The sequence below is a fragment of the Simplicispira sedimenti genome, from assembly GCF_022760965.1.
GTDB lineage: Bacteria > Pseudomonadota > Gammaproteobacteria > Burkholderiales > Burkholderiaceae_C > Simplicispira > Simplicispira sedimenti.
The window spans coordinates 87,894-110,537 of sequence record NZ_JAKVIJ010000010.1; the positions used below are offsets into that span (position 1 = coordinate 87,894).

General features: G+C 66.4%; 19 protein-coding genes. 7 read left to right on the top strand and 12 right to left on the bottom strand.

Annotated features, from left to right (window positions below; all coding sequences use genetic code 11):
* Positions 1-3: 3 nt before the first annotated feature.
* The 3 genes from MJ602_RS12025 to MJ602_RS12035 are packed head-to-tail and all read right to left on the bottom strand — an operon-like array spanning position 4 to position 2,221.
* Complete coding sequence (locus MJ602_RS12025; protein WP_162016893.1) at positions 4-672, bottom strand: zinc metalloprotease; 669 nt, start codon at positions 670-672, stop codon at positions 4-6.
* 46 nt (positions 673-718) lie between these two features.
* Positions 719-1,354 (bottom strand): L-threonylcarbamoyladenylate synthase, encoded by a 636-nt coding sequence (locus MJ602_RS12030; RefSeq protein ID WP_243021027.1) that lies wholly within the window; start codon positions 1,352-1,354, stop codon positions 719-721.
* A gap of 3 nt (positions 1,355-1,357) precedes the next feature.
* Positions 1,358-2,221, bottom strand: a complete 864-nt coding sequence (locus MJ602_RS12035) for a 3',5'-nucleoside bisphosphate phosphatase (protein ID WP_162016891.1) — start codon at positions 2,219-2,221, stop codon at positions 1,358-1,360.
* Between the two features lie 110 nt (positions 2,222-2,331).
* On the opposite strand from MJ602_RS12035, the gene MJ602_RS12040 reads away from it, so the two are divergent.
* Together MJ602_RS12040 and MJ602_RS12045 are read left to right on the top strand one after the other, a co-directional pair.
* Positions 2,332-4,092 carry a methyl-accepting chemotaxis protein gene (locus MJ602_RS12040; protein WP_243021028.1) on the top strand — a complete coding sequence of 587 codons (1,761 nt, stop codon included), beginning with the start codon at positions 2,332-2,334 and terminating at the stop codon, positions 4,090-4,092.
* A 159-nt stretch (positions 4,093-4,251) separates the two neighbouring features.
* Positions 4,252-4,857: a TIGR00645 family protein gene (locus tag MJ602_RS12045; protein WP_059400356.1), complete on the top strand. Its 606-nt coding sequence runs from the start codon at positions 4,252-4,254 to the stop codon at positions 4,855-4,857.
* Between the two features lie 27 nt (positions 4,858-4,884).
* On the opposite strand, the gene hpnE is transcribed toward MJ602_RS12045, so the two are convergent.
* Together hpnE and hpnD are read right to left on the bottom strand one after the other, a co-directional pair.
* Positions 4,885-6,201 (bottom strand): hydroxysqualene dehydroxylase HpnE, encoded by a 1,317-nt coding sequence (hpnE, locus tag MJ602_RS12050; RefSeq protein ID WP_243021029.1) that lies wholly within the window; start codon positions 6,199-6,201, stop codon positions 4,885-4,887.
* Between the two features lie 14 nt (positions 6,202-6,215).
* Positions 6,216-7,055 (bottom strand): presqualene diphosphate synthase HpnD, encoded by an 840-nt coding sequence (hpnD, locus tag MJ602_RS12055; RefSeq protein WP_059400354.1) that lies wholly within the window; start codon positions 7,053-7,055, stop codon positions 6,216-6,218.
* Positions 7,056-7,197: 142 nt separating this feature from the next.
* Here hpnD and MJ602_RS12060 point away from each other — a divergent pair, with 142 nt between their 5' ends.
* Both MJ602_RS12060 and tsaD read left to right on the top strand, forming a co-directional pair.
* Positions 7,198-8,874: a methyl-accepting chemotaxis protein gene (locus tag MJ602_RS12060; protein ID WP_243021030.1), complete on the top strand. Its 1,677-nt coding sequence runs from the start codon at positions 7,198-7,200 to the stop codon at positions 8,872-8,874.
* A 64-nt stretch (positions 8,875-8,938) separates the two neighbouring features.
* Positions 8,939-9,985, top strand: coding sequence for a tRNA (adenosine(37)-N6)-threonylcarbamoyltransferase complex transferase subunit TsaD (gene tsaD, locus MJ602_RS12065; protein WP_279236199.1), 1,047 nt, complete (start codon positions 8,939-8,941; stop codon positions 9,983-9,985).
* A gap of 127 nt (positions 9,986-10,112) precedes the next feature.
* On the opposite strand, the gene lspA is transcribed toward tsaD, so the two are convergent.
* From lspA to MJ602_RS12080, 3 genes are all read right to left on the bottom strand, one after another.
* Positions 10,113-10,628: a signal peptidase II gene (gene lspA / locus MJ602_RS12070; RefSeq protein ID WP_243021031.1), complete on the bottom strand. Its 516-nt coding sequence runs from the start codon at positions 10,626-10,628 to the stop codon at positions 10,113-10,115.
* Positions 10,629-10,630: 2 nt separating this feature from the next.
* A complete protein-coding gene (gene ileS / locus MJ602_RS12075; protein ID WP_243021032.1) occupies positions 10,631-13,465 on the bottom strand; it encodes an isoleucine--tRNA ligase in 2,835 nt (944 codons plus the stop codon).
* A 126-nt stretch (positions 13,466-13,591) separates the two neighbouring features.
* Positions 13,592-14,626: a bifunctional riboflavin kinase/FAD synthetase gene (locus MJ602_RS12080; RefSeq protein ID WP_162016884.1), complete on the bottom strand. Its 1,035-nt coding sequence runs from the start codon at positions 14,624-14,626 to the stop codon at positions 13,592-13,594.
* Between the two features lie 176 nt (positions 14,627-14,802).
* Here MJ602_RS12080 and MJ602_RS12085 point away from each other — a divergent pair, with 176 nt between their 5' ends.
* Entirely contained in the window at positions 14,803-15,360 is a 558-nt protein-coding gene (locus MJ602_RS12085; RefSeq protein ID WP_243021033.1) for an HNH endonuclease, read from the top strand.
* A 125-nt stretch (positions 15,361-15,485) separates the two neighbouring features.
* On the opposite strand, the gene MJ602_RS12090 is transcribed toward MJ602_RS12085, so the two are convergent.
* From MJ602_RS12090 to MJ602_RS12105, 4 genes are all read right to left on the bottom strand, one after another.
* A complete protein-coding gene (locus MJ602_RS12090; protein ID WP_243021034.1) occupies positions 15,486-16,796 on the bottom strand; it encodes a tetratricopeptide repeat protein in 1,311 nt (436 codons plus the stop codon).
* A 164-nt stretch (positions 16,797-16,960) separates the two neighbouring features.
* Complete coding sequence (locus MJ602_RS12095) at positions 16,961-18,076, bottom strand: acyl-CoA dehydrogenase family protein (RefSeq protein WP_243021035.1); 1,116 nt, start codon at positions 18,074-18,076, stop codon at positions 16,961-16,963.
* A 12-nt stretch (positions 18,077-18,088) separates the two neighbouring features.
* On the bottom strand, positions 18,089-19,270 hold the full coding sequence (locus tag MJ602_RS12100; protein ID WP_162016881.1) for an acyl-CoA dehydrogenase family protein: 1,182 nt from the start codon (positions 19,268-19,270) through the stop codon (positions 18,089-18,091).
* Positions 19,271-19,355: 85 nt separating this feature from the next.
* Complete coding sequence (locus tag MJ602_RS12105) at positions 19,356-20,024, bottom strand: YceH family protein (RefSeq protein WP_243021036.1); 669 nt, start codon at positions 20,022-20,024, stop codon at positions 19,356-19,358.
* A 30-nt stretch (positions 20,025-20,054) separates the two neighbouring features.
* Between MJ602_RS12105 and purN the strand changes: the two genes are divergently transcribed.
* Complete coding sequence (gene purN / locus MJ602_RS12110) at positions 20,055-20,636, top strand: phosphoribosylglycinamide formyltransferase (RefSeq protein ID WP_243021037.1); 582 nt, start codon at positions 20,055-20,057, stop codon at positions 20,634-20,636.
* A gap of 142 nt (positions 20,637-20,778) precedes the next feature.
* On the top strand, positions 20,779-22,632 hold the full coding sequence (locus MJ602_RS12115) for a M48 family metallopeptidase (RefSeq protein WP_243021038.1): 1,854 nt from the start codon (positions 20,779-20,781) through the stop codon (positions 22,630-22,632).
* Positions 22,633-22,644 lie beyond the last annotated feature (12 nt).

Consider the following 22,644-nt stretch of genomic DNA (forward strand, 5'->3'; position numbering starts at 1 on the left):
GGCTCAGCGCATCAATGCGGTGATGGGGATGAGCAGCAGATTGATGATGCCGTAGCCCAGGTTCATCAGCGGGCGCAGCCACAGGCTGCCTACCACGCCTGCAATCACGAGACCCATGACGATGAAGAAGCCCCAGGGTTCGATGCGCGACACCAGGTGCGCTTGCTTCCAGGGCAGCAGCCCCACCAGAATGCGCCCGCCGTCCAGCGGTGGCAGCGGGAACAGGTTGAACGCCCACATCACCAGGTTGACCAGCACCCCGGCGCGCGCCATTTCAAGGAAGAAGCGCTCGTCGATGTCCAGGCCCACGAGAAGCACCAGGAACACGGCCCACAGCACCGCCTGCACAAAGTTGGACGCTGGCCCCGCCAGCGCCACCCACACCATGTGCTGCTTGGGCTTGCGCAGGTTGCCAAAGTTGACCGGCACTGGCTTGGCGTAACCGAACAGGAAGGCGCCCGAGGTGGCGAAGTACAGCAGCAGCGGCATCAGGATGGTGCCCACGGGGTCGATGTGCTTGATGGGGTTGAGCGTGATGCGCCCCATCATGTAGGCGGTGTTGTCGCCAAAGTGGCGCGCCGCATAGCCATGGGCCGCCTCGTGCACGGTGATGGCAAACAGCACCGGAAGGGCGTAGATCAGAACGGTTTGGATGAGATTGGAAGGGTCCACCGCGCGATTGTCTCAGACGCGCGGGGCCGCCCACGCCGTGGGGCGATCACAGGCCCAGGGCCTGCAGGCTGCCGCGCCCTTCGCGCACCACCTCGGGCTCGTCGCCCGCGCCCATGGGGGTGAGGTCGATCACCGTGGTGGGCTCGGACGGGCAGGCCCCCGCATCAACCACGGCAGCCAGCGCATGCTCGAACTGCTCGCGGATGCCGTGGGCGTCGTTCAGCGGCTCGCTCTCGCCGGGCGGGATCAGCGTGGTGGCCAGCAGCGGCGCGCCATGCAGGGCCAGCAGTTCCTGCAGTGTCTTGTGCTCGGGCACGCGCAGGCCGATGGTCTTGCGCGAGGGGTGGCTCACGCGGCGCGGCACTTCCTTGGTGGCTTCGAGGATGAAGGTGTAGGCCCCCGGTGTGGCCAGCTTGAGCAGGCGGAACTGCCGGTTGTCCACGCGCGCGTAGCTGGCCAGCTCCGACAGGTCGCGGCACAGCAGCGTCAGGTGGTGCTTGTCGTCCACCTGCCGGATGCGGCGCAACTGGTCGGCGGCGTTCTTGTCGTCCAGGTGGCACACCAGCGCGTAGCTCGAATCGGTGGGCACGGCCAGCACGCCGCCCTTGTGCAACAGGGCTGCGGCCTGCTTGAGCAGGCGCGGCTGTGGATTCTCGGGATGGACTTCGAAATACTGGGCCATGGGTCAGGCGTGTTGGATGCGGTCTGCCAGCAAATCCCACACGGGGGTGAGATCGCCCGGCAGTGGTGGCAGCGTGCCCAGGTCGGTGTGGGATTCGTCGGGGCTGTGGAAGTCACTGCCGCGCGAGGCCGCCAGGCCGAACTCACGCGCCATGCCGGCATAGGTGGCGCATTCGGCCGTGGTGTGGCTGCCGGTGACCACCTCCACGCCCTGGCCGCCGTGCTGGCGAAATTCGGAGAACAGCGCAAACTCTTCGTTGGCGCTCAGGCTGTAGCGGGCGGGGTGGGCGATGATGGCCACACCGCCTGCGTCGCAGATCCAGCGCACCGCGTCGCCCAGGCGGGCCCAGCGGTGCGGCACGAAGCCGGGCTTGCCTTCGGTGAGGAAGCGACGGAACACTTCGCCCGTGTCCCGGCACACGCGCTGCTCGACCAGAAAGCGCGCAAAGTGCGTGCGCGAGATCAGCTCCGGGTTGCCCACGTAGCGCAGCGCGCCCTCGTAGGCACCGGGAATGCCCACCTGGGCCAGTTGGGCTGCCATTTCCTGGGCGCGTTCGCCGCGCCCGCCGCGGGTCTGGCGCAGGCCCTGCACCAGGCGTTCGTCGCTGGCGTCAAAGCCCAGGCCCACGATGTGTACCGTGGTGTTGGCAAAGGTGACCGAGATCTCTGCCCCTGTCAAAAAAGCCAGGCCTTGCGCCTTGGCGGCAGCGGCGGCACGCTGCAGGCCGCCCACCTCGTCGTGGTCTGTCAGGGCCCACAAATCCACCCCATTGGCCCGCGCCCTGGCCGCCACGACCTCAGGCTCCAGCGTGCCATCGGAAACAGTGCTGTGGCAGTGCAGGTCGGGGTTGGAGTAGGTATGGGTCACCAGTCCATTCTACGGGTTTGTCCTTGCCTGCGCAGGTGCTGTGCGGGGCCTTGGCTGGCGTAATCTACGAACAGGGGCGCGACAGCCGCCCTGTGCTTTCGGAGAGAACCATGCAACTCGACAATATCCGTGTGTCCCGCAAGCTGTGGGGCATGTTTTTGGTGCTCATGGTCATCATGCTGGTGATTTCGGGCTTCCAGCAATACCGTGCCAACAGTTCCATGGCGCAGGCCATTGACGAAGTGATCGCCATCGAAGGCCGCGTCACCGAGGCCGTGCGCTGGCGCGGCGCCACCGAGACGGCGGTGAACATGCTGATGGGCGCAGCGGTCACCACCGACGCGGTGCTGGCACAACAGTTCGACGCCAAGGTCAAGGAGATCATTGGCGCCATCAACAAGGTCCAGGAGCGCATCGTTGCCCAGACCACCGACCCCCAGGAGAAGGCGGTGCTGGACCAGGTGCTGGCCGAGCGCAAGGCCGTGCTGGCGGCCACGGCCAAGACCTGGGAACTCAAGGGCGCGGGCGATGCGGTGGAGACGCAGCGCTTTGCCGATGATGAACTGACGCCGCTGGTGGCCAAGTACCTCAAGGCGCAGGAGGCCTTTGTCGATGTGTTGCAAAAGCGCCGCGAAGTGGTTGTGGCCGAAGCCCAGGGCCGCCGCACGCGCTATGCCGTCGAAGGGCTGATGGCCTCGGCACTGCTGATGGCGGTGGTTCTGTCCCTGGCCTGGAAATTGGTGCGTTCCATCACCGTGCCGCTGGACCAGGCGAGCGCGATGATCGATGCAATCGCCGCTGGCGATCTGACCCAGGAGCTGCGCTCCGAACGCAAGGACGAATTCGGCCACATGCTGCGCGCCCTCTCGCGCATGGCAGACCGCTTGCGCGGCGTGGTGGGTGAAGTACGCACGGGGGTGGAGGCCGTGTCGCTGGCCTCGTCCGAAATCGCGACCGGCAACCAGGATCTGTCGGCGCGCACCGAGCAAACGGCTTCCAATCTGGAGCAAACGGCGGCCAGCATGGAAGAGCTGACCGCCACGGTCACCCAGTCGGCCGACACCGCGCGCCAGGCCAATCAGTTGGCCGCCAATGCCGCGCAGGCTGCCACGCGCGGCGGGCAGGTGGTGGGCCAGGTGGTGGCCAGCATGGAGCAGATCACACACAGCTCGCGCAAGATCTCCGACATCATCAGCGTGATCGACGGCATCGCCTTCCAGACCAACATCCTGGCGCTCAACGCCGCCGTGGAAGCCGCGCGTGCGGGCGAGCAGGGACGGGGCTTTGCCGTGGTGGCCAGCGAGGTGCGATCCCTGGCTGGCCGCAGCGCCGAGGCTGCCAAGGAGATCAAGCAGCTCATCAACGCCTCGGTCGAGAACGTGGAGACCGGCTCCCAGCAGGTGGCCGAGGCGGGTCAAAGCATGGACGAGATCGTGGCCAGCGTGCAGCGTGTGAGCGACCTGATCGGCGAGATCACCGCGTCGTCCACCGAGCAGCGCGACGGCATTGCCCAGGTCAACCAGGCTGTCACCCACCTGGACCAGATGACGCAGCAGAACGCCGCGCTGGTCGAGCAATCGACCGCCGCCGCCACTTCGCTGCGCGACCAGGCTCAGCGCCTGAGCGAGGTGGTGTCGGTGTTCAACGTGGGTGCCCTGGCGGCGCACCGTCCGGCAGCACCTGCCCGTCCTTCCGCGCCAGCGCCCGCCAGTCCCAAGGCGGCTGCGGCACCTGCGCGGGCCAAGTCGGCACTGCCCGGTGCAGCCAAGTCCGCCAAGGCCCCCGCAGCGCCAGCGCCGCAGCGCATTGCGGCAGCGCCCGCACCGGCCCGTTCGGCGGCACCCAAGGACGACGATTGGGAGAGTTTCTGAATTTGCTATTAAAAATATAGCTACCTGCGCTTTATCCATGGGCGCTGTAGCCATTTTTGATATGTAAATGGCTACGCCCTGCGGGGCGGTTGGTTGGCGGGTGGGCAGGCGGCGGCGGTGTCTTCTACAATCTGCGACCCTTTTCCCACTCCCCTTGCCATGACCTCAGACCGCCGCGAGAGCGCAGCCATGCGCCCCCTGCCTTCCCTGATTTTTGCCAGCCGCTGGCTGCAGTTGCCCCTGTACCTGGGCCTGATCGCGGCACAGGCGGTGTACGTGTTCCACTTCTGGGTGGAGCTGGTGCACCTGCTGGAGGCGGCCTTTGGCAACGAGAAGGCGCTGCAGGCGCTGATCACCAGCATTGGCTACAAGACCGATGTGCAGATCACGGCGCTGAACGAGACCATCATCATGCTGGTGGTGCTGGCGCTGATCGATGTGGTGATGATCTCCAACCTGCTCATCATGGTCATCGTGGGCGGCTACGAAACCTTTGTGAGCCGCCTGCACCTGGAAGACCACCCCGACCAGCCCGAGTGGCTCAGCCACGTCAACGCCTCGGTACTCAAGGTCAAGCTGGCCACGGCCATCATCGGCATCAGTTCGATCCATTTGCTCAAGACCTTCATCAACGCCGCCAACTATGACGTCAAGGTGCTGATGTGGCAGACCATCATCCACGTGGTGTTCCTGCTCAGCGCCCTGGCCATCGCGCTCACCGACCGGCTGTTGAGCAAGTCCCACGGTCCGGCGGACGACCACTGAGCGTCTGACGCCTGCGCGCAGGCGGGTTCAGGCCGGTGCCAGCAGGCCGCGCACCGCCTCCATCCCGCTGCGTACCGCACCCTCCAGCGTTGCCGGGTAGGGCCCCTGCACATAGTCGCCGCAGGCCCACAGGCCCGGGGCGACCTGGGCCGTCGGGCGCTGCAAACCCGGTGTGCAGGCAAAGGTGGCGCGTTTTTCCACCACGGTCTGCACGGGCTCTGCCTGCACCAGGCCCAGCTGCGTGCGTGCCTGCGCCAGCACCTGCTGGGTGATGTGCTCACGCTCGCCCTGGCTGGCGCTGGCCACAAAGGCGAGCAGGCCGCTGGGGCCGCCCAGCATGCCCCGGTCAAAGACAAACTGCGCAGGTGCCTGTGGGCTGCTGCGCAAAGCCAGCATGGGCAGGGGCAGGGTGCGCCCCCCTGTGCCGGGTACGGCCTGCAGATAGACGGTGGTGATGGCCTCGAAGCGCAGGGCCTGGGCATTGGCGGCCCAGTCGCACAGCGCAACGGTCCAGGCATAGGGTGCGGTGTGCGCGCATTGCGAGACCAGGCGCGCCGCTTCGGTGCTGGGGGTGGCCAGCAGCACGGCGTCAAAGGGTACGCCATCGACCAACCAACCGCTGCCCTGGGGTGCAGCGCCGAGCGATTGCACGCGCTGGCCCAGGCGCACCAGTGCGCCGTGGGCTTGCAGCCATTCCAGCGCCGCCTGCGGAAACACCTGGCCCAGATCCTGGCGCGGCAGCAGCAGGTCGCTGCTGCCGCGTCCGCCAAACAGGCTGTCCTGCAACACTCGCAGGAAAACCTGGCCGCTGGCCTGGTCCGCCGGGGTGTTGAGTGCGGCCACGCACAGCGGGTCGATGAAGCTGTCCTTCAGGCCCTGGGGCAGGGCATGGCACAGGTCGGCCACGGTGTCCTGGGCCTCGCAGGCAAAGCCGCTGCGTTGCCAGGCATGGGCCGTGCGCAGCAGTGCCCATCGGTCGGCCCAGCGCCAGCCGCGTGCGGCGGCAATGCCGCGCAGGGCGTTCCAAGGGGCGGGCGCATCGGGCAACTGCAGGCCGCTGCCGTCGGGAAAGCGCAGCGCCAGGGGCAGGCGCAGCAACGCGGCTTGCTCATCCACGCCCACCTGGCGCATGCAGCGCAGCGTTTCGGAGTAGGCGCCGATGAGGATGTGCTGGCCGTTGTCCAGCACCAGCGTGCGGCCATCGGGCAGCGGCACGGGCAGCGCCCGCGCCCGGCCGCCCACGGTGCGCGCGGCTTCGAAGACGGTGGCCTGGTGTCCGGCCTGGGTCAGTTCCAGTGCGGCGGCCAGGCCGGCCCAGCCCGCGCCCAAAATGGCGATGTGCATGGGGTCGGCCCTGACTACATGCGGCCCAGGGCCTGCATCTTCCACGCGAGCCAGAACTTGCGCAGCGGCGTGAGGCTGATGCGCTGGTGCAGCACCTGGAAGTTCTCGTGCTCGATCTCGCGCAGCAGCGTGCGGTAGATGCTGGCCATCATCAGCCCAGGCTTCTGCGCGCGCCGATCGGCGGCGGGCAGCAGGGCCAGTGCCTGGTCGTACAGGCGGTGCGCACGCTCGGCCTGAAAGCGCATGAGTGCCACAAAGCGCTCGGAATACTCGCGCTTGAGGACTTCGTGGGCCTTGACGTCGAACTGCTGCAACTCGTTGACGGGCAGGTAGATGCGCCCGCGCATGGCGTCTTCGCCCACGTCGCGGATGATGTTGGTGAGCTGCAAGGCCTGCCCCAGCGTGTGGGCGTACTGCGTGGTGGCTTCCTGCGTCTGGCCAAAAATGCGCGCCGCCACCTCACCCACCACACCGGCCACCAGGTGGCAATAGCGTTGCAAGCCGAGGTAGTCGAGGTAGCGGCTTTGTTCCAGGTCCATCTGGCAGCCCTCGATCACTCCCAGCAAGTGGCGCGGCTCGATCTGGTAGGCGCCCGCATGGCGCATCAGCGCTTGCGTGACCGGGTGCGTGGGTTGTCCCTTGAAGGCCTGGGCCACCTCGCCCTGCCACCAGGCCAGCTTGCGGTGGGCCACGCCAGGGTCCGAGACCTCATCGACCACGTCGTCCACTTCGCGGCAAAAGGCGTAAAACGCTGTGATGGCCTCGCGCCGGGGCCGGGGCAGGAACAGGAAGGCGTAATAGAAGCTGCTGCCCGAAGCTGCGGCCTTTTGCTGAACGTACTGTTCCGGAGTCATGGGGCGTGATTGTCCCATGCGTGCCAAAGGCGGTTTTTCAAGAGGCCATCAAAAAATGCCCAGTGGCGTGCTCGGAAATGTGTAAGTTGATGTACGGAGTGTTGTTGTCCAATAGCTTCTGCCCATTGGAAGTATTTTTTCTATGCTGAACAACCTGAGGATCACCCAACGTTTCGTCATCGTGCTGTGCTTTTTCTGGCTTTCCCTGGCCGCGATCATCGGGGTGAGCCTCTGGGGCTTGTCTTCGGCGCGCGACAGCCTCAAGACCTTGCACGATGAGGCCATGTACCGGGCTTTGCTGGCCGACCAGGCCATCGACATCACTGTGCAGAACCGCCTGCAGGTGCTGCTGGCGTTTCAGCATGCCCCGGAGAGTGTGCTGGCCAGCATCCACGGACACCCCACCCACATGCACCTGGAGGCGATTGCAGCCAATCGCGCCAAGGCCGACGACCTGTTCAAGGCCATGGATCAAGGCATTGCGGACCCCGACGAGAAGCGCCTGCTCGATGCCGCGCGTGTGCATCGCAAGGCCTGGACCGAGAAGCTCGGTGCCGTGGTCGCTGCGATCGAAAAGGGGAATTTCAGCCCAGACATCATGGCCGGTTTCCTGGCTGCGGGACGCACGGAAGGTGAGACCTTGGTCAAGTCCTTGGCGGGGTTCCGCGATCACCAGGTTCACCTGGCAGATGCCGCCTACAAGGCCGCGCAGCAACGCTACGAAATCGGCCTGCTGGTCTTTGCGCTCGCCATCCTCTTGCTGGGCCTGCCTGCCTCGGCCATGGGCGTGCTGCTGCTGGCGCGCCTGGCCACGGGCTTTCGCACCGCCAATACGGCTGCGGCGGCCATTGCCGCCAGCGATCTGACGCAGCGCATAGCCTCCGAAGGCAAGGATGAAATCGGTGCCATGCTGACCCAGATGGAAACCATGCGTAGCAACCTGCACCATGTGATCGCGCAGGTGCATGGTGGTGCCGACACCATCGCGGGCGCTTCCACGCATGTGGCGCAAGGGACGCGCGATCTTGCGTCGCGCACTGAGCAACAGGCCAGTGCACTGGAGCAGACGGCGTCGGCCACGGAGCAGCTCTCGGGCACCGTGCAGCAGAATGCCGACAGCGCGGCGCAGGCCAGCAAGCTGGCCGCATCGGCCACAGGCGTGGCCCAGCGCGGTGGCACGGTGGTGGCACAGGTGGTGGACACCATGGAGGCGATCAACACGTCCTCGCGCAAGATCGTGGACATCATCGGCGTGATCGACGGCATTGCCTTCCAGACCAACATCCTGGCGCTCAATGCCGCCGTGGAGGCGGCCCGCGCGGGCGAGCAGGGCCGGGGCTTTGCTGTGGTGGCCAGCGAGGTGCGCAGCCTGGCGCAGCGCAGCGCCGAGGCGGCCAAGGAGGTCAAGACGCTGATTTCCGACTCGGTGGCCAAGGTCGAGGTCGGCAGCGGGCAGGTCGCCCAGGCGGGCGCGACCATGCAGGAGATCGTCAGCGGTATTCAACGCGTGGCCGACATCGTGGACGAGATCGCCTCCGCCAGCCGCGAGCAGTCCATGGGGCTGGGCCAGATCAACCAGGCCGTGGCACACCTTGATGGGGTGACCCAGCAAAACGCCGCACTGGTGGAAGAGACCTCGGCCGCATCCAGCGCGCTGCAGGAACAGGCGCGCAATCTGGCGCACCTGGCCGCCACGTTCCGACTCCAGCAGGGCAGTGAGATGCGGCGTGCGGCTCCCGCAGTGTCCGTGGCCTCCGCACAGTCCATGGCGCCTGCGGCGCTCGCGGGCGCAGGACAAAAGGCTTTGTCGCAGCACTGAGGCGGGGTGAACCAACCCGATGCCTTCTGAAGGGTCGGGCGCAAGCCCTACACTTGCGCCCACCATGGAAGTGCAAAAAAACCTGTTGGTGCTGGGCATCGAATCTTCGTGCGACGAAACCGGCGTGGCGCTGGTGCAGTCGCAGGGCAGCGGGGTGCCCGCATTGCTGGCGCATGCCTTGCACAGCCAGATCGAGATGCACCAGGCCTATGGCGGCGTGGTGCCGGAACTGGCCAGCCGCGACCACATCCGGCGCGTGCTGCCGCTCACCACGGGCGTTTTGAACGAGGCCGGGCGCAGCCTGGCCGAGGTGGATGTGGTGGCCTATACCCGCGGCCCGGGCCTGGCCGGGGCGCTGCTGGTGGGGGCGGGCGTGGCCTGTGCGTTGGGTATGGCCCTGGGCAAGCCCGTGCTGGGCGTGCACCACCTGGAGGGGCATTTGCTCTCGCCCTTCCTGAGCGCCGATCCGCCGGAGTTTCCCTTTGTCGCCCTGCTCGTATCGGGCGGTCACACGCAGCTCATGCGGGTGGATGGCGTGGGCCGCTACGAGTTGCTGGGCGAAACCATTGACGACGCGGCGGGCGAGGCCTTTGACAAGTCTGCCAAGCTCATGGGCCTGGGCTACCCCGGCGGCCCGGCGCTCTCGCGCCTGGCGCTGCAGGGCGACCCGGCGGCTTTCAAGTTGCCGCGCCCGCTGCTGCACAGCGGCAACCTCGATTTTTCGTTTGCCGGGCTGAAGACGGCGGTACTGACGCAGGCGCGCAAGCTCGGCGACGATCTGGAGGCGCGCAAGGCCGACCTGGCCGCGAGCACGCAGGCGGCCATCGTCGATGTGCTGGTGAAGAAGTCGCTCACGGCGCTGCAGGAAACCGGCCTGCAACGTATCGTGGTGGCTGGGGGCGTGGGCGCCAACCGCCTGCTGCGCGAGCAGCTCGACGCGGCCTGCGCCAAGCGCCGCGTGCGTGTGCACTACCCTGAACTGCACCTGTGCACCGACAACGGCGCCATGATCGCCCTGGCTGCGGCCATGCGCCTGCAGTCGGGCCAGCAGCAGGCCAACCGCGACTATGCCTTCGACGTCAAGCCACGCTGGCCCTTGAACGCCATTTAGAGCGTGTAAACAGGCGCGGCCCAGGCCAGCAGCCACCGCGCAAGGGCCGCCCCGCCGCGCTGGTGGCGTCCCCCTTCCCGGCGATAGCCGAGAGAAGGGGGAAGGCGCGCAGCGCCACAGGGGGTTGTTACGTCTTTCTTACCCGCAGCAGCTCGTCCAGGATCAGGCAGGCCGCGCCTACGCTGATCCCAGCATCGGCAATGTTGAAGGCTGGGAAATGCCCGCCGTGGAACATGCCCGACAGAAAGCTCCAGTGGAAGTCGAGGAAATCGACCACGTAGCCGTGGAGTAACCGGTCCACCACGTTGCCCACCGCGCCGCCCAGGATGCTGGCGAGCGAGAAGGCGAACAGCTTTTGGTCCGGGTGCTGGCGCAACTGCCACACGATGAACAGCGTCGCTGCCACGCCAATCCCAGTGAAGAACCAGCGCTGCCATCCACCGGCGTTGGCCAGAAAGGAAAAGGCCGCGCCCGTGTTGTGCGCGCGCACGATGTTGAAGAAGCTGGTGACATAGGTGCTGTCACCCAGTTGGTAGTAGCCCAGAATCAGCGTCTTGGTGAACTGGTCAGCGATCAGGATGAGCAGCGCCCATGCCAGCCAGGGCCACAGGCTGGCGCGGGCGCCCGAAGCAGCGCGCGCCATGCTCAGGCGCAGGTCCGGTGTTCACCGGCGCCGTACAGGTTGCTGGTGCAGCGGCCGCACAGCGTGGGGTGGGCGGCGTCCTGGCCCACGTCGGCACGGTAATGCCAGCAGCGCTCGCATTTTTGGTCAGAACTGGCTTTAATGCTTATATTCATTGCGCTACCAGCTATCAATTTGATAGTAGATGTGATGAACACGAACTTCAGGTCCTCGCCCAGGCTGGCAAGCAGCGCATGGTCTTCGGGCGGGGCTGTCAGCTCCACGCAGGCCTGCAGCGATGCACCCACCTGGCCCGCGGCGCGCACGCCTTCGATTTCCTTGTTCACCAGGTCGCGGATGGCACGCAGGCGCTCCCACTTGGCGGCCAGGCCCTCGTCGCCCGAGGGCAGGGTCTGGTAGGTTTCAAGGAAGATGGATTCGGAGCTGCCGAACACCTTCCATGCCTCCTCGGCCGTGAACGAGAGGAAGGGCGCCATCCAGCGCAGCATGGCGTGCGTGATCTGGTGCAGCGCGGTCTGGGCGCTGCGGCGTGCCAGGCTCTTGGGGGCGGTGGTGTAGAGGCGGTCCTTGAGCACGTCGAGGTAGAAGCCTCCCAGGTCTTCCGAGCAGTAGAGCTGCAGCTTGGCGACCACGGGGTGGAATTCGTAGCCACGATAGTGCGCCAGCACCTCCTGCTGGAACTGCGCGGCGCGCGTGAGCGCGTAGCGGTCGATCTCCAGCATCTGCTCGAAGGGCACGGCGTCCCGGGCCGGGTCGAAATCGCTCACGTTGGCCAGCAGGAAGCGCAGCGTGTTGCGGATGCGGCGGTAGGCGTCCACCACGCGCGCCAGGATCTTGTCGTCGATGGCCAGGTCGCCCGAGTAGTCGGTGGCGGCACACCACAGGCGGATGATCTCGGCGCCCAGCTTGCCGCTCACCTCCTGCGGCGAGACCGTGTTGCCGAGCGATTTGCTCATCTTCTTGCCCTGGCCGTCCACCGTGAAGCCGTGCGTGAGCAGGCCGCGGTAGGGCGCGCGGCCGAAGATGGCGCTGGCCAGCAGCAGCGAGCTGTGGAACCAGCCGCGGTGCTGGTCGTGGCCTTCAAGGTAGAGGTCGGCCTCGGGGCCGCTGTCGTGGTGCATGCCGGCGTGCGTGCCGCGCATCACGTGCCAGAACGTGGAGCCGGAGTCGAACCACACCTCCAGGATGTCGGTGCTCTTGGTGTAGTGCTGCGCATCTTCAGCGCCCAGGATTTCCTCGGGCGTCACGCGGCTCCAGGCCTCGATGCCGCCCTGCTCGACGATGGTGGCCGCCTGGTCCATGATCTCCATGGTGCGCGGGTGCAGCTCGCCCGAATCCTTGTGCAGGAAGAAGGGCAGGGGCACGCCCCAGCTGCGCTGGCGCGAGATGCACCAGTCGGGCCGGCCGGCGATCATGTCGCGCAGGCGGGCCTTGCCGTTTTCGGGGTAGAAGCTCGTCTGCTCGATGGCGGCCAGGGCCGTCTGGCGCAGCGTGCCGGGGGCCTTGTCCTTGGTGAACACGCCCTCGCCCTCGTCCATGCGCACGAACCATTGAGCGGCGGCGCGGTAGATCACGGGCGTCTTGTGGCGCCAGCAGTGCGGGTAGCTGTGCGTGATGGTGGTGGTGCCCATCAGGCGGCCGGCGGCCTGCAGCGTCTCGATGATGACGGGGCAGGCCTTCCAGATGTTCATGCCGCCGAACAGGGCCAGCGACTCGTCGTAGCGGCCGTTGCCCAGTACGGGGTTGAGGATGTCGTCGTACTTCACACCGTGCGCCACGCAGGAGTTGAAGTCTTCCACGCCGTAGGCGGGCGAGGAGTGCACGATACCCGTGCCGTCGCTGGCCGTGGCGTAGTCGGCCAGGTACACGGGCGAGAGGCGGCGGTAGCCCTCGTGCACGTCGTGCAGCGGGTGCTCGAACGCGATGCCCGCGAGCTTCTCGCCTTGGGCCACGGCCAGCACCTGGCCTTGCAGGCCCCAGCGCGCCATGCAGTCATCGACCAGCGTGGCGGCCATGACGAACAGGCCGCGCTCGGTGTCCACCAGCGCGTAGGGCAGCTCGGGGTTGAGGTTGAGCGCCTGGTTGGCGGGGATGGTCCAGGCGGTGGTGGTCCAGATGACGGCGAAGGCGTCCTTCTCCAGCGCGGCCAGGCCGAAGGCGGCGGCGAGCCTGGCCGGGTCGTGCGCCTTGAAGGCAACGTCCAGCGTCTGGCTCTTCTTGTCCTGGTACTCGATCTCGAACTCAGCCAGCGAGGAGCCGCAGTCGAAGCACCAGTACACGGGCTTGAGGCCGCGGTACACGTAGCCGCGCTCCATCACGCGCTTCAAGGCGCGCAGCTCGCCCGCCTCGCTGGCGTAGTTCATGGTCTTGTAGGGGTTGTCCCATTCGCCGAGCACGCCCAGACGCTTGAAGTCCTCCATCTGCTGGGCGATCTGCTCGGTGGCGAAGGCGCGGCCCTTGGCCTGCATCTCGTCGCGAGGCAGATTGCGGCCGTGGAGCTTTTCGATGGCGTTTTCGATCGGCAGGCCGTGGCAGTCCCAGCCGGGCACGTAGAGCGCGTCGAAGCCTTCGAGCTGGCGCGCCTTGGTGATCATGTCCTTGAGGATCTTGTTCACCGCGTGGCCGATGTGGATCTGGCCGTTGGCGTAAGGCGGGCCGTCGTGCAGGATGAACTTGGGCGCGCCGCAGCGGGCGTCGCGCAGCTTCTTGTAGATGCCTTTTTCGTCCCATTCCTTCACCCAGCCGGGCTCGCGCTTGGGCAGGTCTCCGCGCATGGGGAAGGGCGTGTCGGGCAGGTTCAGGGTGCTGCGGTAGTCGGGGGTGTTGGCGTCGGACATGGCGAAAGGGGGTTTCTGGACTCGACAAGCTCTGGGCCTGGGCCAGGTGCGGCCCGGCAAGCGGGGCAGGGTGTTGGCGATGTGCCTGCCAGAGCCTGTCGAAAGGCGGCGGGCGGTGCCAACGCGTCAAATTCGGTCGCGCGTGGTCTGGCGGCGGGTTTCGGCGTGGGCGGCGAACCAGGCGCGCGCATCGGCACAGTCCTTCGCAATGCCTTGGGTGAGGGCATCGAGGCTGTCGTACCGGAGTTCGTCGTGCAGTTTGTGCAGCAGTTCCACGCGGATGATTTTACCGTAGGCCCCTTCGGCGCCCAGGTGCTCTGGCCACTCCAGGCAATGGGTCTCGAGCAGCACGCGGCCGCCGTTGACGTCGTTCGGGTCCAGCGAGGGGCGGATGCCCAGGTTGGCCACGCCGGGCAGCGGATGCTCCGACAGACCGTGCACCAGGACGGCGAAGATGCCGCTGGCGGCGGGCTTCCAGTGCGCAAAGCGCAGGTTGAGGGTGCGAAAGCCATCGCCCGCGCTGTCCCCGCTGGCGCCCAGGTGGCGCCCGAGTTTGCGCCCGTGCACCACGTGGCCCGAAATGGCGTAGGGGCGGCCGAGCAGTTGCGCTGCGTCCTCCATGCGTCCGGTACCCAGCGCCGCACGCACCTCGGAGCTGGAGACGCGCAGGCCGTGCACCTCGTAGCTCATCATGCGCGCCACGTCAAAGCCCTGGGCCTGGCCGGCGGCGTCGAGCATGGCGTAGTCGCCCGCGCGCTGCTTGCCGAAGCGGAAATCGTCGCCCACCAGCACATAGCGCGCGCCCAGGCCGCGCACCAGCACCTCGTCGATGAAGGCTTGCGGCGACTGCGAGGCCAGCCGGGCATCGAAGGGCAGCACCACGGCCTGCTGCACCCCATAGCGCGCCAGCTCCGAGAGTTTGTCGCGCAGTGTGCCGATGCGGGCTGGGGCCAGTTCGGGCTTTTTCTGGGTCTCGGCGAAATAGTCGCGCGGGTGCGGCTCGAAGGTGAGTGCGCAACTGGGCACGCCGCGCTGGGCCGCTTCGCCATTGAGCAGCGCAATCATCGCCTGGTGCCCACGGTGCACGCCGTCGAAATTACCGATCGTGAGCGCACAGGCGGGAGCGATGTCCGGATGGCGCAGTCCTCGGAAAATCTTCATGGAGCGGTATCTTTTTGGTAGCGCCTGGCGCACAGCCCTTCGGCGCAGGACATCGATTTGACTTGAAATGAGCGTATATTGTGACGCAGCCGTTCCAGCCGCCCGAGCGCGCGCAGGTCTGGCACCTGACATCTGCATCCATTCCTTGTTGGCTTTGTTGTTCGAGGAGGCGTGTCGTGAAGGTCTTGAAGCTCTCTGCCCAGGGCTTGCCCCAGTCGTGGATCTCGCTGGAACAGGCGGTGATCCACTATGCCGCAGGGGAAGTGCGCTGGGAGTCCGGTGGTGAGATTGCCGTTTTTCACGGCGGTCACAACGCGCTCACGGGGCGCCAGTCGGTCATAGCCGTCAACAGCATCATCGGCACCAAGGGCGTGCCCGCCATCAACCCCTTCGACCTGCACCCCAGCCTCACCAACGCCAAGCTGTATGCCCGTGACCGCAATGTGTGCGCCTACTGCGGCGGCCATTTCCACGAGGAAGACCTCACGCGCGAGCACATCGTGCCCTTTGCACGGAACGGGCAGGACCACTGGATGAACGTGGTTACCGCCTGCCGCCCCTGCAACCACCGCAAGGGCCCGCGCACGCCCGAGCAGGCCCACATGCCGCTGCTGTACGCGCCCTACGTGCCCAGTCTGTGGGAAGACTTCATCCTGCGCAACCGCCGCATCCTGGCCGACCAAATGGAATTCCTGATGGCGCATGTGCCCAAGTCGTCGCGGTTGCTGGCTTGAGCGGAGGCTGGGTGTGGCGCTGTCCGGCGTTCCTCGCACAGCCGGGTAAAAAAAAGCCCGTGCCCGCAATGGGCACGGGCTGATTCCATGCAGTAAATGACGCTGTGGGCGGCGAAGTGGTGTGGTTAGGCAGCCTTGCGTGCAATAACCAAAAAACCGTTGATCGGGGCATTGTTTTCAAGACGCAGCACGGTGTCCTGCACTTCCATCGATGCAAAGCCGGCGCTCTTGCATAGTGCTTCGACATGGCTGCGCTTGTGGGCGTAGCGGTCGCTGGATTGCAGGACCAGATCCGGGCCGTTTTCGGTAGCGGCTTCGCAGGAGAACATCAAATGGCCTCCCGGTGTCAGGATGCGGTATGCGTCGGGAATGGCTTGGGTCAGGTCACCAGCATAGATGAAGACATCTAGCGCAGTTATTACCTGGTAGATTGCATCAGGCGTTTCTTTCAGTGCGTCCAGCAGGTTCACGGTGTGGAAGCGGGCATAGACGCCATGGCGCGCTGCTTGCTCGATCATCTTGCGTGAAATATCCACGCCAATCAGGAAACCGTCGATCTCGCCAAGAAAAACGCCTAGCAATCCTGTTCCACAGCCTAGGTCAAGAATGTTGAGGTTCTTGTCGGGATAGAGTGCCGTGATTTTCTCTGCCACCTGTCGGGGAAGCTGGTATTTGAGCCCATGCACCATGCGCATGTCGTACATGTCGGCTAGCCCATCGAATAGCCCCCGGCTTAGCTCGACGGGCTGGTGCAGCGGAGTCTTGCCATGGGCTAGGTCGGAAAAGTAGGAATAAACCGGGTCATGGGGTGCAGCTTCCAATAGCCGAGAGGCATCAGCGATGCCTTGTTCGGGGTGACCGCTAGCGATCCGGGCTTGTAGTCTTCCGAGCAGGGCTTGCTCATCGGATGGGTTTTCCTCGATCAGGCCGTTCCAGAGGGCAATGGCTTGGTCGTGTTGCCCCATGCTGCCCAGGTCGCGGGCCAGTGTGCGGCGCAGGGTGACATCACCAGGCATCAGTTCCAAACCCCTGCGCAGATGGCGCACAGCCATTTCAAGATCGCCTGCGCGATGCGCGATGTCCACTGCACCCGCCAGAACCAGTGGATTCTTCGGTTCTTGGCGGGCTACTTTTTCTGCTATTTCGATGGCCTGAGGAAACTGGTTTCTGCGCGCATGCAGAAGAGCCAGTTCTAGCTGACCAGGGGCCCAGTCCGGGGCTATGGTCAAGGAGTGCCTGAGGGCATCAAATGCACCATTGATGTTGCCCGATTTCTCCGCCATGAGTGCAGACAACAGGAAGACCCGAGGATCCCGAGGTGATTGCTTGTTGGCTTGGTTTAGCGTCTGTGCCGCTGCTTTGAGGTCGCCCTTGGCGATCTGCTCGCGGGCAGTGTGCAAGTGTTTCAGATTGGGGTCGGTCGCTGTGGCGCTCATGGGGAAGAAGTGGATTGCGAACGGATGCGGGTAGTTAGATAACCGTGCAAGCAATTCGGGGGCACGAAACCGATGATTATCCCGCATCGGGTACCGCCTTCCGTGCTGCGGTCGCCGTGCGATGGCGGCACGAGGCAGGACCCCGTGCCGCGCGTGATGGGGCGTCAGGCAAACACCCCGGCCGTCTCCTGCATGCGCGCCGACACCTCGCCCAGGTGGTGCAGCGTGTCGCCGAAGGTCATTTCCAGCTGCGTGAGCTTCTTGAAGTAGTGGCTGCCGATGTATTCGTCGGTCACGCCGATGCCGCCGTGCAGCTGCACCGACTGCTGGCCCACGAAGCGCATGGACTGGCCCAGCTGCACCTTGGCGCGGGCCAGGGCGGCGCGGCGTTCGGGGGCGGGGGCGCCGAGCTTGAGGCTGGCGTAGTAGCTCATCGAGCGGGCCAGTTCGAGCTGCATCTTCATGTCGGCCACGCGGTGGCGCAGGGCCTGGAAGCTGGCGATGGCCACGCCGAACTGCTTGCGCTGGTTCATGTAGTCCACGGTCAGGGCCACGGTCTGGTCCATCACGCCCACGGCTTCGGCGCAGGTGGCGGCGATGCCGGTGTCCACGGCCAGTTCCAGGGCGGCCAGGCCGTCCTTGGTGACCAGTGTGGCGGCGGCGTTGGCCAGCTGGACCTCGGCGGCGCGGCTGCCGTCCTGGGTGCTGTAGCCGCTCGTGGTGACGCCGGAGGCCGCGCGTTCGACCAAGAACAGCGCGATCTGGCCGTCCAATTGCGCGGGCACGAGGAAGGCGTCGGCTTGGTCGCCGGCGGGGACTATGCTTTTGGTAGCTGTCAGCGCATATCCGGTGGGCGTTGCAGCCGCTTTTGCATCGCAAACGTCGAGGCGGTAGCGGGCCTTGCGCTCCTGGTGGGCCAGCACCACCAGGGCTTCGCCGCTGGCGATGCGCGGCAGCCAGGCGGCCTGCACGTCGGCGGGCGCGTAGCGGGAGAGCACGCTGATGGCGATGAAGGTGTGCGCCAGGGGTTCGAGCACCATGCCACGGCCCAGCTCTTCCATGGCCACCATGGCGTCGATGGCGCCCTGGCCCATGCCGTCGTGCTGTTCAGGCACCGTCAGGGCCGTGAGGCCCAACTCGGCCAGCTCACCATAGGCGGCGCGGTCGAAACCGCCGGCGGCGACGATGCCGCGGCGGCGCTCGAAGGCGTAGCCCTTGTCCACCCACTTGCGCACGGCGTCGCGCAGTTGCTGCTGGTCGTCAGAAAAATCGAAATCCATGTTCTTGTCTCCTCAGCCCAGAACCGTTTGAGCCACGATATTGCGTTGCACTTCGTTCGAGCCGCCGTAGATGGTGGTCTTGCGCATGTTGAAGTAGGTGGAGGCCAGCGGTGCGTGGGCCACGCTGCCGCCCGGGAAGTCGCCTTGCCAGCCGGCTTCCATGGCCTCCTCGATGAAGGGCAGGGCAAAGGGGCCGGCCGCCAGCATCATCAGTTCGGCATAGCGCTGCTGGATCTCGCTGCCCTTGATCTTGAGCAGGCCCGCGATGTCCAGCGAGTTCTTGCCGCTCTTCTCGGCCGAGAGCACGCGCAGCACCAGCATTTCCAGGGCCACCACATCCACTTCGAGCAGGGCGATCTGGTCGCGGAAACGCTGGTCGTCCCACAGGCCCTCGGCCTTGGCGATGCGCTTGAGGCGTTCGAGCTCGCGCTTGGCGCGGTTCACGTCGGCGATGTTGGTGCGCTCATGGCTGAGCAGGTGCTTGGCGTAGGTCCAGCCCTTGTTCTCCTCGCCGATCAGGTTCTCGGCAGGCACTTCGACGTTGTCGAAGAACACCTCGTTGACTTCGCACTCGCCGTCGAGCAGCTTGATCGGGCGCACGGTCACGCCGGGCGACTTCATGTCGATCAGCAGGAAGCTGATGCCCGTCTGCGGCTTGCCCTCGTTGCTGGTGCGCACCAGGCAGAAGATCCACTCGCCGTACTGGCCCAGCGTGGTCCAGGTCTTCTGGCCGTTGACGATGTACTTGTTGCCCACGCGCTCGGCGCGCGTCTTGACCGAGGCCAGGTCCGAGCCCGAGCCGGGCTCCGAGTAGCCCTGGCTCCACCACACCTCGCCGCTGGCGATGCCGGGCAGGAAGCGCTGCTGCTGCTCGGGCGTGCCGTAGGCCATGATGACGGGTGCCACCATCACGGGGCCGAAGGGCACAACGCGCGGCGCACCGGCCAGCGCGCATTCTTCTTCAAACAGGTGCTTTTGCACGGCCGTCCAGCCGGGGCCGCCAAATTGCTGGGGCCAGCCGGAGGCCAGCCAGCCCTTCTTGCCCAGGATCTTGGCCCAGCCCTGCAGATCGTCCCGCGTCAGGCGCAGGGCGTTGTGGACTTTGTGCGAAATCTCCGGGGGGAGGTTGCTGCGAACCCAGGCGCGGACTTCGTCACGGAACGCCTGCTCTTCGGGGGTGAATGCGAGATCCATAGGGTGTGTCTCCTGAGAAGTCGCATTTGTAGCACGGGCGTTCGTTTTTGCACTGTCCAAATGGAGACATCCCGGACGCAGGCTCCTATGTCGGCAGGTTCTGTGCCGCGCAGAGCCGGGCAACGGTGTCCTTCAGCGCGGCCACTTCGGCCTCCAGCGCCTGCACGCGCTCTTGCAGCGCGGTATCGGGCTCGCTGGTGCTGGCGGGGGCTGCGGCGGCAAGGGCGCAGAGGTCCACCGGCCCGCACAGCAGGTGCGCCCAGCGGGGCTCGCGCGCGCCGGGGGCGCGCGGCAGCAGCACGACCAGCGGGCCGCCCTTGTCGGCGCTGCGCTCGCGCAGCTCGTCCAGAAAGGCCTCGACCGAGGAAATGTCGGCAAAGCGGTGCCAGCGTTCGGTGTTGATGCGCAGCTCGCCCGCCGTCTGCGGCCCGCGCAGCATCAGCAGGCCCAGCAGTGCGGCGGCCTGGTCGGGCACGCCCACCACGCGCTGAAAATTGTGTTCGTAGCGCGTGGCGCGCCCGCCGCTGGTTTCAAACACCAGCGAGCGCTGGCGCAGGCTGTCCAGCGCCTCTTGCGCCTGGGCATCGCTCACCTGCATTACGGGTTCGCGGGCGGTCTTCTGGTTGCAGCCGGTGACCACGGCGTTCAGCGTGAGCGGGTAGCTGTCGGGCACGGTGCGGGCCTTTTCCATCAGCGTGGCGAGCACGCGGGCTTCCAGGGCGGTCAGGGGGTGGGTGGCGGGGTCGAAAGGCATGGTGGAGGGGCTCCTGGATAATCACGGCAAATGAAGAACATCGTGATTCTGATCTCTGGCGGCGGCTCCAACATGGCGGCCATGGTGCGCACGGCGCAGCAGCAGCAGTGGGACAAGCGCCTGGGCGCCCGCGTGGCGGCTGTGGTGTCCAACAAGGCCGATGCGGCGGGGCTGGCCTTTGCCCAGGCGCAGGGCATTGCCACCGAGGTGCTGGACCACAAGCGCTTTGCCACCCGCGAAGCCTTCGACACCGCGCTGGCCGAGCGCATCGACCGCCATGACCCGGCGCTGGTGGTGCTGGCGGGCTTCATGCGCATCCTCACGCCGGGCTTTGTGGCGCACTACGCCGGGCGGCTGATCAACATCCACCCCTCGCTGTTGCCCGCCTTTACCGGCCTGCACACGCATCAGCGGGCCATCGACGCGGGCTGCAAGTTTGCGGGCTGCACGGTGCACCAGGTCACCGCCGAGCTGGACGTGGGCCCCATCCTGGACCAGGCCGTGGTGCCCGTGCTGCCCGCCGATACCGCCGCCAGCCTGGCCGCCCGGGTGCTCACGCAGGAGCATGTGGTGTACCCGCGGGCGGTGGCTCAATTGCTATCAAAAATGTAGCTACTTGCGCAGTGGGTGTGCGCGGTAGCGTTGGTTTTTGGCACTATTTGGCCGTCCGCCCTGCTGCGGTGGACTGAAGTGCCGCCGGGCCCCGGTACCATCGCGGGCTGACCATATCGAATCCACTGGAGAGGGCTGCCGCATGGACCAGGCCGATTTCGTTCACATGGTGCGCATGAGCGAAATCGCCAGCGCCGAAAACAGCAGCGCTTACCGCCGCAGCGTGGCGGCCTTTGCGGCGCTGGGCTACGCCTGGGTGCTGGGTTGCCTGGTGTTGGCGCTGGGCATGGTGGCCTGGGCGGTGCCGCCCTTGCTGGCGGGGCGTTTCAAGTTGGTGTTCGTGATGGTGCTCATCAGCGGTCTGACGCTGCTGTGGACCAGCCTGCAGGCGCTGTGGCTGCGCAGCGATGCGCCCGATGGTGTCGAAATCACGGCCGTGGAGGCGCCTGCCCTGTTCGAGGCCCTGGAGCGCATCCGCCGCAAGATCAAGGGCCCGCACATCCACCACGTGTACCTCAACGACGAGTTCAATGCCTGCATCCGCCAGCAGCCGCGCTACGGCCTGCTGGGCGGCGCGGTCAACCACCTGACCATCGGCCTGCCGCTGCTGATGGCGCTCGATCGCCAGCGCTTTCTGGCCGTGCTGGGCCACGAATACGGCCACCTGCGCGGCGACCACGGCCGCTTTGCCGCCTGGATTTACCGCACCCGCATGGCCTGGATGCGCATGCACCAGGGGTTGGGTGACGATGGCAACATCGTGGCCGCAGCGTCCAACGCCTTCATGCGCTGGTACCTGCCACGTTTTGCGGCGCGCAGCTTTGCGCTGGCGCGCCAGGATGAGTACGAGGCCGACCGCATCGCCGGGCGCCTGGTGGGTCGTGAGGTGGCCGCTGCCGCACTCATCGAGATCGAGGTGCGCGGCACCTGGATGGAGCGCCATTTCTGGGAGCGCCACTGGAGCAAGGCCGCCGACCACCCGGTGCCTGTGGGGCCGTACCGCTCGCTGCGCAAGCGCCTGGCGCGTATGCCCGAGCCGGCTTTTGCCAATGATGCACTGCGCCAGGCCCTCAAGCGCCTGAGCAACGTGGACGACACCCACCCCGGCCTGCGCGACCGGCTTGAGTCGCTGGAGGCTCCGCCCATCCTGCCCGAATGGTCGGGCGGCAGCGCCATGGAACTGCTGGGTGACGACGCCAAGCGTTGGATCGCCCATTTCGACAAGCAATGGTGCCGCGACCATGCCACCGAATGGAAACAGCACCACGCCTGGCTGGCGCAGGTGCGCGAGCGGGTGCAAAAGCTCACGGCCCAACAGGCCCAGAGCAATGCCGACGAAATGGTGGAACTGGCGCGCCTCTCACGCCACCTTGATCCACGCGCGCCGGTGCAGCCCCTGTACGCACTGGCGCTGCAGCGCAGCCCAGGGCATGCGGGAGCCCTGCGCGGGCTGGTGCAAAGCCTGCCCGACGAAGACCGCCAGGGCAAGCTCCAGTGTCTGGAGCAGCTTTGGGATGGCGACGGTGACAGCCGCTGGTGGGCGGCGCGCACGGCGCTGGCCGAACTGGAAACTTCGCGCCCCGGCATGGAGCACGACGCTGCCGCCTACAAGCAATGGCGCAAACGCCTGGAGCGCGCCCAGGAGGCCGAGGACCGCGCCTGGGAGGAGCTCTCGGCCGCCTCGCTCTTTGCCCGTGCGGTGCGGCACGACCTCAGCCCCTTCGAGCAGACCGAACTCACCACCCAGCTCGCCCGCTACCGCAACGTGGCGCGCGCCTGGCTGGTGCGCAAGCAGTTGCGCGAATTTCCCCGGCGCCGGGCCTACCTGCTGTTCGTGGAAATGCCCGGCCTGGAGCCCGACGAAGGCCTGGCGCTGTGCCACCGGCTGGAAAACAGCCTCTCCATGCCCGGCCCCATGCTGGTGATGGACGCCGACGAAGCCAGCTCGCCCGAAGAACTGAAGCGCCACGCTGCCGAGCCCGTGTTCGTGCGCTGACCTGCTCAGCCC

Coding starts and splice junctions, on each gene's coding strand:
- MJ602_RS12105 (WP_243021036.1), bottom strand. CDS start 20,024: ATGCCTTTCGACCCCGCCACCCACCCCCTGACCGCCCTGGAAGCCCGC.
- ileS (WP_243021032.1), bottom strand. CDS start 13,465: ATGTCCGACGCCAACACCCCCGACTACCGCAGCACCCTGAACCTGCCC.
- lspA (WP_243021031.1), bottom strand. CDS start 10,628: ATGGCGCGCGCTGCTTCGGGCGCCCGCGCCAGCCTGTGGCCCTGGCTG.
- MJ602_RS12115 (WP_243021038.1), top strand. CDS start 20,779: ATGGACCAGGCCGATTTCGTTCACATGGTGCGCATGAGCGAAATCGCC.
- MJ602_RS12040 (WP_243021028.1), top strand. CDS start 2,332: ATGCAACTCGACAATATCCGTGTGTCCCGCAAGCTGTGGGGCATGTTT.
- MJ602_RS12095 (WP_243021035.1), bottom strand. CDS start 18,076: ATGGATTTCGATTTTTCTGACGACCAGCAGCAACTGCGCGACGCCGTG.
- MJ602_RS12100 (WP_162016881.1), bottom strand. CDS start 19,270: ATGGATCTCGCATTCACCCCCGAAGAGCAGGCGTTCCGTGACGAAGTC.
- MJ602_RS12030 (WP_243021027.1), bottom strand. CDS start 1,354: ATGGCCCAGTATTTCGAAGTCCATCCCGAGAATCCACAGCCGCGCCTG.
- MJ602_RS12080 (WP_162016884.1), bottom strand. CDS start 14,626: ATGAAGATTTTCCGAGGACTGCGCCATCCGGACATCGCTCCCGCCTGT.
- purN (WP_243021037.1), top strand. CDS start 20,055: ATGAAGAACATCGTGATTCTGATCTCTGGCGGCGGCTCCAACATGGCG.
- hpnD (WP_059400354.1), bottom strand. CDS start 7,055: ATGACTCCGGAACAGTACGTTCAGCAAAAGGCCGCAGCTTCGGGCAGC.
- MJ602_RS12090 (WP_243021034.1), bottom strand. CDS start 16,796: ATGAGCGCCACAGCGACCGACCCCAATCTGAAACACTTGCACACTGCC.
- tsaD (WP_279236199.1), top strand. CDS start 8,939: ATGGAAGTGCAAAAAAACCTGTTGGTGCTGGGCATCGAATCTTCGTGC.
- hpnE (WP_243021029.1), bottom strand. CDS start 6,201: ATGCACATCGCCATTTTGGGCGCGGGCTGGGCCGGCCTGGCCGCCGCA.
- MJ602_RS12060 (WP_243021030.1), top strand. CDS start 7,198: ATGCTGAACAACCTGAGGATCACCCAACGTTTCGTCATCGTGCTGTGC.
- MJ602_RS12045 (WP_059400356.1), top strand. CDS start 4,252: ATGACCTCAGACCGCCGCGAGAGCGCAGCCATGCGCCCCCTGCCTTCC.